At 62.3% G+C, this 14,957-nt stretch carries 16 protein-coding genes; 4 read left to right on the top strand and 12 right to left on the bottom strand.

Annotated elements, in window-relative coordinates; genetic code table 11:
• Window positions 1-47: 47 nt before the first annotated feature.
• The 4 genes from LJF34_RS03580 to LJF34_RS28850 are packed head-to-tail and all read right to left on the bottom strand — an operon-like array spanning window position 48 to window position 2,947.
• Window positions 48-923 carry a sulfurtransferase gene (locus LJF34_RS03580; protein ID WP_231183266.1) on the bottom strand — a complete coding sequence of 292 codons (876 nt, stop codon included), beginning with the start codon at window positions 921-923 and terminating at the stop codon, window positions 48-50.
• Window positions 924-974: 51 nt separating this feature from the next.
• Window positions 975-1,712, bottom strand: a complete 738-nt coding sequence (locus LJF34_RS03575; protein WP_231183265.1) for a helix-turn-helix domain-containing protein — start codon at window positions 1,710-1,712, stop codon at window positions 975-977.
• Between the two features lie 54 nt (window positions 1,713-1,766).
• Window positions 1,767-2,822: a putative sulfate exporter family transporter gene (locus LJF34_RS03570; RefSeq protein ID WP_231183264.1), complete on the bottom strand. Its 1,056-nt coding sequence runs from the start codon at window positions 2,820-2,822 to the stop codon at window positions 1,767-1,769.
• Entirely contained in the window at window positions 2,816-2,947 is a 132-nt protein-coding gene (locus tag LJF34_RS28850; protein WP_255665633.1) for a hypothetical protein, read from the bottom strand. The genes LJF34_RS03570 and LJF34_RS28850 overlap by 7 nt, the downstream gene beginning before the upstream one ends.
• 195 nt (window positions 2,948-3,142) lie before the next feature.
• Here LJF34_RS28850 and LJF34_RS03565 point away from each other — a divergent pair, with 195 nt between their 5' ends.
• Window positions 3,143-3,703: a GNAT family protein gene (locus LJF34_RS03565; protein WP_231183263.1), complete on the top strand. Its 561-nt coding sequence runs from the start codon at window positions 3,143-3,145 to the stop codon at window positions 3,701-3,703.
• A gap of 90 nt (window positions 3,704-3,793) precedes the next feature.
• Window positions 3,794-4,114 (top strand): hypothetical protein, encoded by a 321-nt coding sequence (locus tag LJF34_RS03560; protein ID WP_231183262.1) that lies wholly within the window; start codon window positions 3,794-3,796, stop codon window positions 4,112-4,114.
• 108 nt (window positions 4,115-4,222) lie between these two features.
• On the opposite strand, the gene LJF34_RS03555 is transcribed toward LJF34_RS03560, so the two are convergent.
• The 4 genes from LJF34_RS03555 to LJF34_RS03540 form a co-directional block, all read right to left on the bottom strand.
• Window positions 4,223-5,932 (bottom strand): molybdopterin-dependent oxidoreductase, encoded by a 1,710-nt coding sequence (locus LJF34_RS03555; protein ID WP_231183261.1) that lies wholly within the window; start codon window positions 5,930-5,932, stop codon window positions 4,223-4,225.
• Window positions 5,929-6,198, bottom strand: coding sequence for a hypothetical protein (locus LJF34_RS03550; protein WP_231183260.1), 270 nt, complete (start codon window positions 6,196-6,198; stop codon window positions 5,929-5,931). Before LJF34_RS03550 ends, LJF34_RS03555 begins: the two co-directional genes overlap by 4 nt.
• 136 nt (window positions 6,199-6,334) lie before the next feature.
• Entirely contained in the window at window positions 6,335-8,677 is a 2,343-nt protein-coding gene (gene fdhF, locus LJF34_RS03545) for a formate dehydrogenase subunit alpha (RefSeq protein ID WP_231183259.1), read from the bottom strand.
• Window positions 8,670-9,590 (bottom strand): 2Fe-2S iron-sulfur cluster-binding protein, encoded by a 921-nt coding sequence (locus LJF34_RS03540; RefSeq protein WP_231183258.1) that lies wholly within the window; start codon window positions 9,588-9,590, stop codon window positions 8,670-8,672. Before LJF34_RS03540 ends, fdhF begins: the two co-directional genes overlap by 8 nt.
• A gap of 333 nt (window positions 9,591-9,923) precedes the next feature.
• On the opposite strand from LJF34_RS03540, the gene LJF34_RS03535 reads away from it, so the two are divergent.
• Entirely contained in the window at window positions 9,924-10,706 is a 783-nt protein-coding gene (locus tag LJF34_RS03535) for a heme-copper oxidase subunit III (protein ID WP_231183256.1), read from the top strand.
• Window positions 10,707-11,074: 368 nt separating this feature from the next.
• On the top strand, window positions 11,075-11,572 hold the full coding sequence (locus LJF34_RS03530; RefSeq protein ID WP_231183254.1) for a twin-arginine translocation signal domain-containing protein: 498 nt from the start codon (window positions 11,075-11,077) through the stop codon (window positions 11,570-11,572).
• A 129-nt stretch (window positions 11,573-11,701) separates the two neighbouring features.
• Here the strand turns inward: LJF34_RS03530 and LJF34_RS03525 are convergent, their stop codons facing one another.
• From LJF34_RS03525 to LJF34_RS03510, 4 genes are all read right to left on the bottom strand, one after another.
• The gene (locus LJF34_RS03525; RefSeq protein WP_231183252.1) at window positions 11,702-12,262 is read right to left on the bottom strand and encodes a metal-dependent hydrolase; all 561 of its coding nucleotides are present in this window, start codon (window positions 12,260-12,262) and stop codon (window positions 11,702-11,704) included.
• Between the two features lie 146 nt (window positions 12,263-12,408).
• A complete protein-coding gene (locus LJF34_RS03520; protein ID WP_231183250.1) occupies window positions 12,409-12,579 on the bottom strand; it encodes a hypothetical protein in 171 nt (56 codons plus the stop codon).
• A gap of 185 nt (window positions 12,580-12,764) precedes the next feature.
• Window positions 12,765-13,310 carry a tRNA (cytidine(56)-2'-O)-methyltransferase gene (locus LJF34_RS03515; RefSeq protein ID WP_231183248.1) on the bottom strand — a complete coding sequence of 182 codons (546 nt, stop codon included), beginning with the start codon at window positions 13,308-13,310 and terminating at the stop codon, window positions 12,765-12,767.
• 41 nt (window positions 13,311-13,351) lie between these two features.
• Window positions 13,352-14,920: a Na+/H+ antiporter NhaC family protein gene (locus LJF34_RS03510; RefSeq protein WP_231183246.1), complete on the bottom strand. Its 1,569-nt coding sequence runs from the start codon at window positions 14,918-14,920 to the stop codon at window positions 13,352-13,354.
• Window positions 14,921-14,957 lie beyond the last annotated feature (37 nt).

Genomic DNA, 14,957 nt, shown 5'->3' with positions numbered 1-14,957 from the left:
ATGTGGCTACGAACATGTTCGAGCGAAAAGCGACGGTTCTCCCGGAGCTATTGCTGTCGAATTTCCGCTCGTTGGCCCTTCTCTATCGGCGCACCGACCGTGTTGCCCCACTCGACCCACGACCCGTAGTAGTTGCGCACGGCGTCGTAGCCGAGCAGTTCGTGGAGGACGAACCACGTCAGGGCGGAGCGCTCCCCGATACGGCAGTAGGTGATCACTTCCTCGGTTCCGTCGATGCCATCCCCCTCGTAGATGGTTCTGAGCTCAGCTTCGGATCTGAAACGACCCTCGTCATCGACGACTTGGCTCCACGGGATGTTGACCGCGCCGGGGATGTGGCCGCCGCGTTGGACCCCTTCGTTCCATCCGGGTGGCGCGAGGATTTCACCGCGGTACTCCTCCGGCGTTCGAACGTCGATGAGCGCTGCGTCTTTCGGTATCGCGTCCAGCACGTCCGGTTGGTCGGCGCGGATGCTCGCGTCAGGCTCCGCCGCGTCGTACGACCGGTCCGTGAACTGCGGTACCTCGTCCGTCACAGGCACGTCGCGACCCAACCAGCTTTCGCGCCCCCCGTTCAGCAATCGCACGTCGTCGTGCCCGTAGTACGTGAGAAGCCAATAGGCGTAGGCGGCGAACCAGTTCATCATGTCCCCGTAGAGGACGACGGTGGTATCTTCGTCGATGCCGTGCCCGCCGAGCAACGCCTCGAAGTCTCCCTTCGTCGGCACGTCGAACGTCGTGGAGTCCTGTAGTTCGGTCTTCCAGTCCACTTTCGTCGCACCCGGAACGTGGCCGTCGTCGTAGTTGCTCGGGTCGATATCGACCTCCAAGAGCCGAAACGAGGGGTCGTCGCGTCGAAACTCGTCGAGCCGGTCGACCACCCAGCCGACGGAAACCAGCGCGTCGGTGGTTTCGTTGGTCATCGTGCTACGTTGTGGTGGGAACCGCATTAATCCCATGCCGTCCCCGACCGTTCATTCGAGCCATCGGTTGCCCTCGTTTCCACCGACGTAACGGCGAGCGAGTTGGGCCTCGGCCTGTCGAAGCCGATAGGAGAGCGTCGATCGCGGAACGTCGAGGTCAGCGGCGATTTCGTCCAGCGTCGCTTCGCGCGGCGTCTCGTAGTAGCCCGCTTCGATGGACGCGCGGAGCGCCGCCTCCTGTTCTTCCGGCATGGCGACGGTCGCTATCGAGTCCTGTCGCCACCCGCTCGCGTCGCGGAGGTGTCCCATCCGAAACGTGAGGCCGGTCCCGAGTCGCGCCCCGAGGTCGTCGTAGAACACGCCGACGTGCTCGTCCGAGCGCATCAGGACGCGCCACCAGTGGGCGGATTCCCGACGGCGGGTTTCGAATATCAACCCCGCCGGGAGGTGTTTTCCCGCGAGCGTGTGGACCGATTCACAGCCTCGAATGTCCGTCAGATAGGTGTAGAGGACGAGTTCGTTCGAGGACCGTTCGAGGACGTCGTGGTAACGGGTGGCATCGCAGTTTCGCCCGGTTATCGACTCGCCGCAACACGAATCGTCGAAGCGGACCGACTCGATGCGGTCGAGGGCGGACTGGGGGCCGGAAACGCGCTCGATTCGCCAGAACCTGTCTTCGGTCACGAACCCATCGAGCGAGTGGGCGACGGCGGACGGGTGGTCGATGAAGACGTCCGTGATGGGGTCCGCCCCCTCCTCGTATTCGATGGCAAACGTGAACTCCCGCATTCACCCCGATGAGGTCGGCCCTCGGGCAAAAAGACTGCCATTGGAAGGCCGGGTTCAGAACAGCGCCTGTACGACCACCAGCATCGTCGTGGCCACGACGAGGAGGGCGAGGAGGACGACGAGGATCGGTTTGTATCCCGTCGAACGGAGTTCGTCGAGTCGCGTCTCCAGACCCAACCCGGCGAACGCGAGGAGGAACGCCCAGTCGGAGGCGTTCGACAGGGAGATTCTCTGTGCCTCCGAGAGGAGGCCGAGGTTGGCGACGAGGAGGACGGCCAGAAATCCGAGAACGAACTTCGGAAACGTGCTCCAGAGGAACCGCCAATCGCCGGGCGCTTCCGTAGTGGTTCCATCGCCTCCGTCGGTTTCGACGATTTTGTCGGCTCCAGCGTTTCGTGGCGGTTCGCCGGAACGGCGGGCGTAGTACACGGCGTAGGCGATGGCGGCGAGTCCGATCATCGAGTTTCGGGTGAGCTTCACGAGAAGTGCCCACTCCCCGGCGGTCTTGGAGAACGTGAACCCGGCGGCGGTCACGGGTCCGGTGCTGAACATGGTCAGTCCGGCCCAAATCCCGAAGACGGTGTTCGAAAGTCCCAACGCGTGACCCACGAGCGGGTAGACGAAGAGGGTGGTCGAGTCGAAGAGAAGGACCGTCGCCGCGGCGTACGCGACGTGCGTCTCGTCCACGTCGATGCTCTCGGCGATGGCGACGACGGCGGACACGCCACAGATACCCGACCCGGCGGCCAACAGGGACCCGGTCTCCTCGTGGATCGAGAAGACGACACGAGCGAGGAGTTCGACCACCAGAATCGTCATCGTGACCGTCGCGACGACGAGGAGCAGGATCGTCGGCCCGGCGGCGATAACGCGGTCCAAGGCGACGCTCGCGCCCATGACGACGATTCCGGCTTCGAGCCAGACCTTGTGGGTCTCGACGCCGGGACGCGCCCAGTCCGGAACCCCGTAGGCGTTCCCGATGAGCAACCCGAGGAGTATCGTCACGATGAGGTAGTTGAGTCCCGCGGTCGACGCGACGAGTCGAGCGAGGAGGCCAACCCCGAGGAGGACCGCGAGTCCCGGAACGAGCGTCCGTCGCATCGTCACCACGGAATCGAGACGCCGAGCGAGACGGCGAGCAGGAGTAACAGTCCGAGACAGACCGCCTGCCAGTCGTTTTCGAGGTTCGTCCACCATCGCAGCATGGCTTCGGAGGGAGGAACGGTTTCGCTCACTGTGGTCGATACTCCGGTCGGAACCGAGATACGAATTCGGTTGTCGTACGACAACTTTAGCGTACGACAACTTCAGGAGCGAAAATCGTCCGCTATTTCGGAACGGACGAGCGGCGAACGTCGGCCGTCCGGATTCGTCCGCCGCGAAAATTCATCACGGAAAACATATTACGGGGCTTCCGAAACAGTGGTCCAATGCCCGGCGCACGCATCGACGGCGACGAACGAATCACGCTCAGGACTGTGGAAGAGGAAGACGTCTCGTTCGTCCAGCGCGAGGCGACGAACCCGGAAATCCGCTACCCGATGGGAAAACCACTCAGGACCCGTAGGGACGTCGAGGAATATCTGAAAGAGGAAAACGCGGACCGCTTTCTCGTCTGCCTCGACGGGGACGATGCCGGTCCGGGTTCCCCGGAGGAGGAAGACGTGCGGCGAATCGGGTGCGTCAGCGTGGAGGACGCGGCGTGGAAGCGTCCCGAACTCGTCTACTGGCTGATTCCCGAGGAACACGGAAACGGCTACGGCAAAGCGGCCGTCTCGCTGGTCATCGACTACGCGTTTCGGACGTACGACGCCCCGGCCATCGGTGCCGGAGCCTTCGCGTTCAACGACGCGTCCCGCGGCTTACTGGAATCGCTCGGTTTTACCGAGGAAGGCCGCCGACGCAAGTTCATGTTCATCGATGGGAAACACCGCGGCATCGTTCAGTACGGCCTGCTCCGCGAGGAGTGGCGAACGGAAGAACGCGCATAAGACGAATTTGTCGTCGGCGTTTATTGCTGTCTTATCTGAGGCGAGTCACAAACGAATTTGATTGCACTGATATCGCGCGGCAGTTTTAAAATGATAGAATACCTGATTGAAAAAGCAACGATTATGGAATGGGGTACTTCGACGGTCGGTTGGATCGTTTTTGCTGTGTTCAGTAGTTCAATCACCGGATACACGCTGTTGCGGTACGAACCGAAAGACAAAGACAGGGTGGTTTTCATCACTGCTATTTTTGCCTTTATTGCCGTCTCCCTGCTTCTGTCGGACGACTTCGCAACACTACTGTTCAACGGTGTTGCGAGCCTCGGCGCTCTCCGCACCGTCGGTGTCGTAATCTGGTGGCTATCGATGCTCGGATTCGTCCTATCGAGCGGTCGGCGATATCTGTCCTGAGAGCGTAACGACCGCCCATTCGTTATCTCATATAAGTCGGTTTGAAATAGAATCGGACGAGTCGGAAACGATAGGCCGATCACTTGGTGGTCCACTCCGCAACTGCCATCACTCGGCCTCGGGCGACCGTTCACGCCGCCAAAAGCCATCGACCGGTTCGAACGCGGTTCGTTTCCGACCGGTTCGAAACCGCTCCGTGTGCAGAATTTCGGTTCCCTTCTCCGCACCCGCGGGAAACGGCCAGCGCTGACTGCCGTGGCCGATTCCGTCGTACGACATCCCCGCGTACAGCGGGTTGACGCGCGTGAGTTCGTCGAAGACGTCGCTCGGCCGGTCGTACTCGAATCGAGCGTCGGTGAGGCGGCGACCGATTTCCACGAGGATATCGTGGTCGTGTCGGACCCCGTCCGGCGGCGTCGTTATCGGACGCATTCGCTGGACCTGCCGGTCGAGGTTCGTCACCGTGCCGTTCTTTTCGGCCCACAGGCTCACGGGAAGCACCACGTCGGCGTGTTCGACCGTTTCGGTCGGGAACGCCTCCTGAACGAGCAGGAAGTCGAGCGCTTCGAGCGACCGGGCGACGGCCTGCGTCTCCCGCTTGCTCACGGCGGGGTTCTCGCCGATGACGTACGCGCCGTGAATCGAGTCGCCGAACGCGCGAACTGCGTCGAGTTCCGAGAGGCCGGGGCTCGATGGTGGGTCGATTCCCCACTCCTCGGCGACGGTTGCGCGCGCGTCGGGGTCCGAAACGGGACGAAAGCCCGGAAGCGTCGACGGACGACAGCCGACGTCGTTCGCCCCCTGTTCGTTGGTGAGGCCGCGGAGGAGGTTCATCCCGGTTCCCCGTTTGCCGATGTTCCCCGTCACGAGGAGGAGGTCGATGAGCGCGTCCGCCGTCGCTGTTCCCCGATGGTCGTCCTCCTCGGCCCCCGTCCCGGCGATGATGGCGGCGCGGTCGGCGCGGCCGAACGCTTCGGCGACGCCGCGAACCGTTTCGGCATCGACGCCGGTTCGGTCGGCACACGCCTCGGCGGAAAGGCCTTCGAGCGATTCCGCGAACGCATCGAAATCCGCCGTCCGTTCGGCCACGAACGTCCCGTCGATCAGTTCCATGTCGAGGAGTTCGGCGACGACGGCCCTCACGAACAGCGCGTCGGTGCCGGGGTTCGGCGCGACGTGGACGTCGGCGAGTCGCGTGGTCTCGTTCTCCCCCGGATCGATCTGAATCAGCGTCGCGCCGTCGTTGACCGCCGGGCGAACGTACGAGTTGAAGGCGATGGGCTGGCGTTTGGCCGGGTCTGCACCGACGACGAAGAAGGCGTCCGCCTCGGGAAGGTCGGAAAGCGTGTTCGTCATCCCCGGCGAACCCAAGCGCTCGACCATCGCCCTGACGACCGACCCGTGACAGATCCGGGCGCGGTTATCGACGTTGTTCGTTCCGAGGACGCGCGCGAGTTTCTGGAGGAGGTAGTTCTCCTCGTTGGTACAGCGCGGCGCGCCGAGAAACGAGAGCGCGTCCGATCCGTGTCGGTCGAGGATTCGCTCGAACTCGTCGTCGATGCGGGAGAACGCTTCGTCCCACGTCGCGGCCACGAGGTCGCCGTCCTCTCGAATCAACGGTTTGGTCAGGCGATTTTCGGCGTCCAACCCGTCGAACGCCTGAATTCCGTTTCGACAGAGCCGTCCCTCGGTGTTGACGGGCGCGCCGTCACACCCGACCGCTCCGTCGCGTCGCTCGCTGTACCGAAGCCGGCAGCCCACCGAACAGCGTGGACAAACGCTTTCGACGGGGTCGTCCGCCGCTTCTCTCCGGCTCATCCCTTTGGAACGTCACCTTCGAGGACGTTATATGCGACGCCCAATCCGGCGAGCGCCATGATGACGAGTAGGGTGAACAACGCGTTTGGAACGACCGTTTTCGTCCGGAAGAGGTGGCTTCCACACTCCGGGCAGGTGATGCTCATCGTCTCGAACTGCGCCCCGCAGACGGTACACTCGTGCACGTCGTGTTCGCGGTCGTTTTGGACGCCGACGAGACCGTCGTCGATGCCGAGGAGCCGCTTGACGGTGTACGAACGGTTCATACCGATCCCATGTGTTGTTCGCTGATGTGGTCGCGGAGTTCGTCCTCCGTGTCGAACGATTCGTGACAGAACTGACACTCGTGGTCGGTCGCGGTTGGATTGTCTGGCATGGTGCTAAATTGTGATGGGATTTCGCTCAGTCGTCGTCTGCGGCGACTTTCTGTTCCTCGCTCCGTTCGCCGTCCCCGGCGGGGGACACCCGAACGTCCGTGACTTTGTACTCGGGAACGTGCGCCTGCGGGTCGAGGTGTTCCTCGTCCGTGAGTTTGTTGGCGACGTCCCCTCCCAAGTAGTGCATCGGAACGAAGACGTCCTCCCGCCCCGGTCGCTCGGTGATCTGTGCGATGGCCGTGATCGAGTTCTTCCGGGACGTGATTTCGACCTCCTGTTCGTCGATGATGCCGAGTTCCTCGGCGGTGTCGGGATGGATTTCGACGAACAACTCGTCCGTGTACGAGCGGATGCCGGGTTCCCGGTTGGTCATCGTCCCCGTGTGATACTGGTAGAGGACGCGACCGGTCGTCATCACCAGCGGGAAGTCCTCGTCGTCCATGTCGGCTTCGACCGGTCCGGAGGCGGTGGTCGGGAACATGTGGGCCTTCCCGTCGTCCGTGTTGAACTCCTCCTCGTAGAGGTGAGGCGTCCCCGGGTGGTCCTCGTCCCAACACGGCCACGGGATGCTCCCCTCGGTTTCGAGGCGCTCGTGGGTGATGCCGCCGTAAATCGGCGTGAGGTCGTTGATCTCGTCCATTATCTCGCTCGGGTTTCGGAAGCCCCAGTCGTAGCCGAACCGCTTTGCGAGTTCCTGCGTGATGACCCAGTCGGGTTTCGCCTCTCCGGGCGGGTCGATGGCACGCTTGACGAGTTGGACGTGGCGCGTCGAACTCGTGAACGTCCCGTTCGTCTCGACGGGGGCGTTCGCGGGCAGGACGACGTCGGCGTACTTCGCGGATTCGGTGAGGAAGATGTCTTGGACCGCGAGGAACTCCAACTCGTCGACGATTTCCTCGGCGTGGCTGACGTTCGGTTCGGAGTACACCACGTTCTCGCCTTGAATGAACATGCCCCGAATCTCGCCGCGGTCGGCGGCGAGGAACTGTTCGGTGATGGTGTGCCCCTCCTCGTCCGGGAGGTGGTCCACGCCGTAGGCCTCCTCGAACTTCTCGCGCGCGTCGTCGTTCGTCACCTTCTGATAGCCGGGGAAGTTCCCGGGAACCGGCCCCATGTCGCCGCCGCCGCCTTGCACGTTGTTCTGGCCGCGGAACGGCGCCAGACCGGATTTTTCGGTTCCGACGTGACCGGTCACGAGCGCGAGGTTCGCCATCGAGATGATGTTCTCCGTTCCGTGGCTGTGTTCGGTCAGGCCCAGCGTCCAGCAGAACGTACACGAATCCGCCTCAGCGATGGTCTCCGCTGCGTGCTTGATTTCTTCGGGCGGGACGCCCGTCTTCTCCTCGACGAACTCGGGCGTGAAGTCCTTGACACACTCCTTTACGTCCTCGAACCCGACGGTCCGTTCCTCGATGAACTCCTCGTCGTGCAGGTCGTTTTCGAGGATGTGGTGGATCAGCCCGTTTATCCACACCGTGTCGTATCCCGGTTCGATTCGGGAATATTGCGTGGCGAACTGCGCGATCTGAACCTTCCGCGGGTCGAAGACGAACATGTCCGCGTCGTTGTCCTTGACGTTCTGTTTGATGCGGGTCGCCAGTACGGGGTGGGCCTCCGTGGTGTTCGACCCCGTGATGAGATAACAGTCCGTGTTTTCGAGGGCGTCGGTGCCGACCGAACCGGCACCGAAGCCGACCGTTTGGGACAGTCCCGAGACGGTCGGGGAGTGACAAAGCCGGTTGCAGTTGTCGATGTTGTTCGTCCGGAGGGCCTGCCGGGCGAACTTCTGCATCAGGTAGTTCGCCTCGTTCGTCGTCTTGGACGAAGAGACCAGTCCCAATCCGCTCGGACCGTGTTCGTCTTTGATTTCGGAGAGACCCTCCGCGACTCGGTCGAGTGCTTCGTCCCACGACGCTTCCCTGAATTCGCCGTCCTCCTTGATGAGCGGTTGCGTAAGCCTGTCGTCGCTGTCCGCGTACTTGTAGCCGAACTTCCCCTTTACACACGTCGAGATGCCGTTTATCGGTGCTTTCTCGGGGTTGGGTCGCACGCCGAGGATTTCGCCGTCCTTCGAGTAGATGTCGAACCGGCACCCGACCGCACAGTAGCCACACGTCGTGTCGGTGACGTCAACCTCGCTGAGTCGGTAATCGCTCAAGGCGTCCGCCATGTCGAACAGGCGGCCCTCGGACATGGTGTTCGCGGCGAAACTTTCGGCGACGTGTTCGACGGGTTCGAACGCGTTGCTCTCCCCGACTTTCTCGCCCGCGGTTTGGGCCTGCTTCTTCGCCCGCTGCATGAACCCCGCAACCCCCTCCTTCTCGCTGCCGTCCTCCGAACCCTTCGTTCCCGGTGTTTCGTCAGTCATCGTCGGATTCGGCACCCCCTTTGCGACCTTTTCGGTGCTCTTTCATCGGCGTCATCTGCCGAGGTTGATGCTCGTAGTCCTCGCCGATCGCCTTGCCGATGCTGTTGTGTTGGTTGAATCCGGGCACCGGAATCGTGGCGATGTCGGTCATGTTCTGTTCGACGAGCGCCCCGGTCGGACACACCGTCGCGCAGTGACCGCAGGAGACGCAGGTCGATTCCATCATCGTCTCCGCGCCGTTCTGGAAGCCGATACGCGTCTCGCCCGCGTTGCCTTCCATACGCAGGACCCCCTCGACTTGGACGTCGTTGCAGGCCTCCACGCAACGGTTGCAGAGGATGCACTTGTTGCGGTCTATCTGGATGAACGGCGAGGACTCGTCGATGGGTTCGTACTCGTCCCGGTCGTCGAACACGCCGTATCGCGGTTCCACCACGTCGTTTTCGATGGAGACGTCCTGTAGGTCACAGCGACCGTTCTTCCCGCAGGTCGTACACCTGAGGTTGTGGTCCGAGAGGAGGAGGTCCAAGTTCACGTCCCGAGCGTTCGCGGCCTCCTCGGCGTCCGTACTGATCGTCATCCCGTCCTCCGCCGGGAAACTACACGACGGGACGATACCGTGTTCCTCGGTTTCAACCATGCACGTCCGGCACTCGCTTCGGGGACCGATTCGCTCGTCCTCGTCGTACGAACAGAGCGCCGGAACGTAGCCGTCCGTCTCAACCTGTTCGACCGCGTCGAGGAGCGTCGCTTCTTTCTCCACCGACACCGTCTCCCCATCGACTGTGACGGCGGCGCGGTCGGTCGACCCCACGTCGGGGTCGTTCGCCGTCCCCGCGTCGATGTACTCGTTCAGCGGAAGGTCGGGGCCACCTTCGTCTCGTGAACTCTCCCAAATCGGATCGGAACTCATGTCTGCCTCGGTTTGGGGCCTGCTATGGCCGTTTTCTTATGACATATCGTGCGACGGCACATTGAATAACACACCGCATACGCGTATCACGAGATTTTACTTAGTCCTGCTGGCTACTCCGGTCATACTACCGTTATCACCGCACCGAACGGGCAACGACGTTATATCCCAGAAGGTTGAGTTCGTAATCCATGCCTGTCATCCGATACCCGGTTCCAGCGGGAGGTGTGGACGGATGACCGACGAGTCGACCGGCACCGGTCCGCGGTCCGTGGAACGAGAGAAGATGGAGGAGGACCCGGGCGTGTTCGACTGGCCTACGACGTCGAGGAGATGAGCGTCTGGCCGTTCGTCTGCGCATCGGGCGTCGGAACGATGTACCTCGGCGCGTCCATCATCGTGCTGACGTTCGGGAGCGACCAACTGCTCCCGCGCTGGCCCGGCTTGATACTCTTTTTCGCCGGAATGGGTGGGTTCGTGACCGGACTCTTCGGCTGGGTGTATCAGGGGTTCATCTACCGATACTGGTTCCGCGGAACCGACCGCCACGACACCATGACGCTCCGGACGGCGATGGTACTGTTCCTTCTGACCGAAGTCGGCACCTTCGGCGGCGGGTTTACCTACTACTTCTACGTCCGCGCTCATCCGTGGCCGCGGGGGACGGTTCCCGAACTGTTGAGTCCGATTCTCGTCATCAACACGGTGCTCCTCGTGACGAGCAGCGTGACGATGCATTACGCCCACCGGGCGATTCAGCAGGACCGTCACGAGCGGTTCGTTCGACTGCTCGGCATCACGGTCCTCCTCGGGGCGACGTTCCTCGCGGGACAGGTGTACGAGTACCACGACTTCATCGTCGAGAAGGGATACACGATTTCGAGCGGTATCTTCGCGAGCGGCTTTTTCGGACTGACGGGACTGCACGGTCTTCACGTCACGCTCGGCGTCCTGTTGCTGACCATCGTCCTCGTTCGCGGACTGTTCCTGAACCAGTATTCCGCGGACAAAATGACCTCGATAAGCACCGTCTCGATGTACTGGCACTTCGTGGACGGCGTTTGGCTCGTCCTCGTCACCGCTCTGTACATCGGTGCCTCGCTCGATATGCCGTAGACCGGCCAACCCCCTCCCCCACCGTCGCCCCTCGCGGCCACCGGCAGCGGCCGCCTCGGTGGTTGTCTCGGTTCGACATCGAGAGGGACCGGTACCGAAGGATCGCCGACGGAAGGCGAAAGCGACACCCCGATGAGGAACGGTCCACCCGCCGAAGGGTCGCGGACGCAGGAAGGAACCGTCCTGCGTCCGCATGGCCGCCGACCCGAACAAAGGTGGTTCAGGCTCCTCGAAACTCCTCGTAATCGCCAATATCGCCGGTGTAACGTAGAACGTTCCGGATGAACCGTCGGTAGGATATGATTGGGAAACTGAAACGTCTATGCCCTTTATCAGCGAGTCCGGCATAGAACGGAGGCGAGGTAGCAATGACCGAAAGTGACACACAAGAACACGTCGAATCGAAAGACCGACGCTCGTTCATGAAGAAAGGCGCACTCGCGACGGGTGCGCTCGCACTGGGATTGGGGAGCGCAGGGAGCGCTTCGGCGCAGAGCAGCAACGTATTGGTCTACACCTACGACTACCACCCGAGCGTCGAGTTCCGGGTTGTCAACACGTTGGAAGCGGCCACGACGGTTCGACTCCTCGAACGACCCGGTGGGGGCAACGTGCCGGAAATCAGCCAGCCGGACAACTACAACGGCTACATCATCCGCTACTTGCTCGGCGGGAGCAACGGCGGACAGGGCCAGATAACCACCTTCATGTTCAAACAAGGTGGCCAGACCCTGAGCCAAGGCGACACGCGGCAGTTCAGCGGCGATGCGTCCATCTTCAGCAGCGAACTCAACCTGCTGAGCACCAGCATCGGGAGCGGAAATGGTGGCGGAACGACGACCAGCAGCGGCAACTCGTCGGCGTAATCCCCCATCCCACAACATCGTTTTTAGTACGAGAGAATCGAAAAATGACGCCTCGAGAATTTTTGTAAACACGTCCAACGGGACGAGTCCTCCGAACTCCATCGGCCGGTGCCGAACGACGCCGCGGCGCTACGTGTCGCCGATTCTGTAGCGCGTCTCGATCGGCGAACGTTCGGAGCGGAAGAGCGCGAAGTGAACCGCGAGCGCGACCCCGAAGAGGCCGAAGTTCCATATCGGCGAATCGTAGTAGATGACGTCGATAATTATCGGCTCGGTGTACACCGGCCAGAGCGGCGACAACGGCGGGGCGATGTCGGGTGCCGAGAGGAGGTCGGCGAACAGGTGGCTCATGCTGCCGATCAGGAATCCGGCGGTGGCGAACACGAACACGGTTTCCTCGTCGATCCTGTCGCTCCGCACCCACCGGCTCGCTTCGAAGCGTGAGGTGAGGAGGCTCGCCGTGAGTGCACCGCCCGCGACGCTGGCGACGGTGACGAACAACACCGTGTGCGTCACGCCGTGGTGGTGAACGGCCGGAATCAGGTGTCGAAGCACGAGGTCCGTATCGGGTAGCATCGCGGTCACGAGGGTGAACGCCGCGAACGCGAGACTTCCCCGCCGTCCCCACAGCAGCCACGCGGGAGCGGCGAACAACAGCGCCATCGCCAAATGTCCGCTGACGTCGACCATACCCACACAACGGGTGGTCGGCCGCTTATACGTTCTTGCCGAGAAACACGTCCGAAACGTGTGCTACGCTCGCTGGCAAGCCGACGAAGGAGAGGGTTAGGCCCGCGTTTCGTGGGGCACAGCGACGACGGCTGTGGAAAATCGGGCTAGTTACGCATCCGTTTGTACCGTTCGCCGAGGACTAACGGGAGGAAGAACCCGACGACCAACAGGACGAGCACCGAGAGCGGTCGGTTGTGAAACACTCGATTCGCGAGAATGGCGGAGACGACCGCGAGAATAACGGCGAGAACGGTGATCTTCGGTGCGAAATCCATTCGGTTCGCGGTATGTCGCCCGCGGGCATATAATTTCTCACGAACGTTCGAAAAATACGGTCGGTTCTCGTCCGAAACGCACGCCTCCTACCACCGCTCGTCGTTCCGGGTGGTCACGGGACCGAGCGTCGAAACCGGGCACGATTCGAATCCGGCGAGCGCGACTCGCCGGGGATCGTCACCGATCACTTCCCGTCTTCGACCGGTTCCACCTGCTTTCCGGTCTCTTTGGGGATGACGCGCTGTTGGGCGTCCTCCCACCCCCTGTCGAGTTCCCGGCCGTCGAACAACCGGTCGAGGAAGACGGCGAGTCCGGCGACCTCGGAGTGGGGTTGATTGGTAACGCCGACGTTCCAGTCCGCCGCCTCGTACACGTCGAACGTGACCTTCTCCGCGCCGACGACGACGAGGAGCGGTTCATCGTCGTGCGCCTCTCGAACGTCCCCTTCCACGTCCTGCACGCGCTCGCCGTACATCGTGAGGTGGACGACGGTTCCCTCCCAGTTTCGGATGAGCGCCTTCTGACTGCCGGACAGTTCGACCTCGAACGGGCCGCCGAAGCGGTCGGTGATGTCGCGGATGGTCTCCCGTGACTGGCCCGCGTTGTCGGGAAGGACGACGCGGTCCGCGCCGAGCGCACGGGCCGTGAGTCCGACGTGTGTGGTCATCCGTTCGTCGCGTCCGGGTCGATGGCCGAGACGAACGACCGTGACCGACGGTTCGTCGTGCATGGCCGAAACTGGTGTTCGAGCGGGTTAGGAGGTTTCGAATCTCACTCGAACGTCTGTGCGACGCCCAGTTCGTCGGTTACGCCGACGAACTCGGAGAGGAAGTAGGTCGTTCCGACCAACAGCGCGACGCCGAGGGCGAGCGTGACCCCCACCGGAATGCCGGTGTAGCCGCTGACGAGAAAGGCGGCGGTCGCTATCACGGCGGCCAGTACGGCGTACGGTATCTGTGTGTTGACGTGGTCGACGTGGTCGCTTGCGGCGAACATGCTCGACATGACGGTGGTGTCGCTGATGGGCGAACAGTGATCGCCGAAGAGCGACCCCGTCAGGATGGCACCGATGGCCATCACGAGGGGAGAACCGAGCGTGTGGGCCAGCGGCACGGCGACGGGGAACAGGATCCCCATCGTTCCCCACGAGGTGCCGATGCAGAAGCTGATGATGGCGGCGCTGATGAAGATGACCGCGGGCAGCAGTTCGGGTGTGATCAGTCCCCTCGAAACGCTGACGACGTAGTCACCGACCTGCAGTTTCTGGCTGACGGACCCGATGCTCCACGCCAACGAGAGGATGGCGACGGGAAACATCACCATCTTGAATCCCTCGAATATCGAGTCGCTTATCTCGTCGAGTTCGATGCGGGCGTGTCCGACGAGGATGGCGAGGATGGTCCCGCACCCGGCGAACGCCGCCCAGAGGATGGCGCTGGCGGTGTCGGCGTTCTTCAGCGCGTCGCTGAACGACCGACCGACCATTCCACCGCCCGTGAACCAGAGGCTGAACACGGTGACGGCGATGAGAACGAGGATGGGTGAGACGAAGTACCACCAGCGCGGATCGACGCTGTCGGGCGTCTCGATGTCGCTCGCCTGCGTCTCCATCAGCGGGTTGGCGTCGTCACCGAGGACCTTCCCGGTGTTCCGTGCGCGGCGTTCGGCGGCCCGCATCGGACCGAAGTCCCAGTCGGTGAGGACGATGACGAACACCAACACCAGCGCGAAGAGGCTGTAGAAGCGGAACGGGATGGACTGCACGAATACGACGAACGGACTCCTGTCGATTCCGAGCGCGTCGAACTGCTGTTTGATGAGACCGACCTCGTAGCCGAGCCACGTCGAGACCACCGCGATGCTCGCGGTCGGAGCGGTCGTGGAATCGAGGATGTAGGCCAACTTCTCTCGGCTGACATCGAAGCGGTCGGTCACGGGGCGCATCACCGAACCGGAGATCATGGTGCTGGCGTAGGAGTCGAAGAAGATGAGCATCCCGAGCACCGAGGTCCCGAGTTGGGCCTGACGGCTCGTTTTCACCCGCTTGACGATGGCGTCGGCCACCGACCCCATCCCGCCCGAGAGGAATATCATTCCCAGCATCGCGCCGATGAGGAAGGTGAACAACAGGAGTTTGACGTTGAACGTCGAGGTGACGTTCGTCACCACGAATTGCAAACTTCGAGCGGCACCGGCCACCGGGTTCCATCCGACGAGAATCGTTGCGCCGAGCCAGATACCCGCGAACAACGAGAGCAACGCTTGTCGTGAGACGAGCGTCAACACGATTGCTATCAGTGCAGGTAACAAACTTATCGGACCGTACGTCTCAGCTGGCATACTGATAAACACGCCAATAGAAGCGCATAAGTATTAT

This window comes from Haladaptatus sp. DYF46, assembly GCF_021083305.1.
Classification (GTDB): domain Archaea; phylum Halobacteriota; class Halobacteria; order Halobacteriales; family Haladaptataceae; genus Haladaptatus.
Note: the sequence above shows the minus strand (reverse complement) of the source record. Positions and strands in the feature narration are given on the sequence as shown.

Bases quoted from the DNA above. Each gene is read 5' to 3' on its own strand.
- LJF34_RS03540 (WP_231183258.1), bottom strand. From the start codon at position 9,590: ATGAGTTCCGATCCGATTTGGGAGAGTTCACGAGACGAAGGTGGCCCC.
- LJF34_RS03575 (WP_231183265.1), bottom strand. From the start codon at position 1,712: ATGCGGGAGTTCACGTTTGCCATCGAATACGAGGAGGGGGCGGACCCC.
- LJF34_RS03555 (WP_231183261.1), bottom strand. From the start codon at position 5,932: ATGAGCCGGAGAGAAGCGGCGGACGACCCCGTCGAAAGCGTTTGTCCA.
- LJF34_RS03515 (WP_231183248.1), bottom strand. From the start codon at position 13,310: ATGCACGACGAACCGTCGGTCACGGTCGTTCGTCTCGGCCATCGACCC.
- LJF34_RS03560 (WP_231183262.1), top strand. From the start codon at position 3,794: ATGATAGAATACCTGATTGAAAAAGCAACGATTATGGAATGGGGTACT.
- LJF34_RS03565 (WP_231183263.1), top strand. From the start codon at position 3,143: ATGCCCGGCGCACGCATCGACGGCGACGAACGAATCACGCTCAGGACT.
- LJF34_RS03520 (WP_231183250.1), bottom strand. From the start codon at position 12,579: ATGGATTTCGCACCGAAGATCACCGTTCTCGCCGTTATTCTCGCGGTC.
- LJF34_RS03550 (WP_231183260.1), bottom strand. From the start codon at position 6,198: ATGAACCGTTCGTACACCGTCAAGCGGCTCCTCGGCATCGACGACGGT.
- fdhF (WP_231183259.1), bottom strand. From the start codon at position 8,677: ATGACTGACGAAACACCGGGAACGAAGGGTTCGGAGGACGGCAGCGAG.
- LJF34_RS03525 (WP_231183252.1), bottom strand. From the start codon at position 12,262: ATGGTCGACGTCAGCGGACATTTGGCGATGGCGCTGTTGTTCGCCGCT.
- LJF34_RS03510 (WP_231183246.1), bottom strand. From the start codon at position 14,920: ATGCCAGCTGAGACGTACGGTCCGATAAGTTTGTTACCTGCACTGATA.
- LJF34_RS03580 (WP_231183266.1), bottom strand. From the start codon at position 923: ATGACCAACGAAACCACCGACGCGCTGGTTTCCGTCGGCTGGGTGGTC.
- LJF34_RS03535 (WP_231183256.1), top strand. From the start codon at position 9,924: ATGAGCGTCTGGCCGTTCGTCTGCGCATCGGGCGTCGGAACGATGTAC.
- LJF34_RS03530 (WP_231183254.1), top strand. From the start codon at position 11,075: ATGACCGAAAGTGACACACAAGAACACGTCGAATCGAAAGACCGACGC.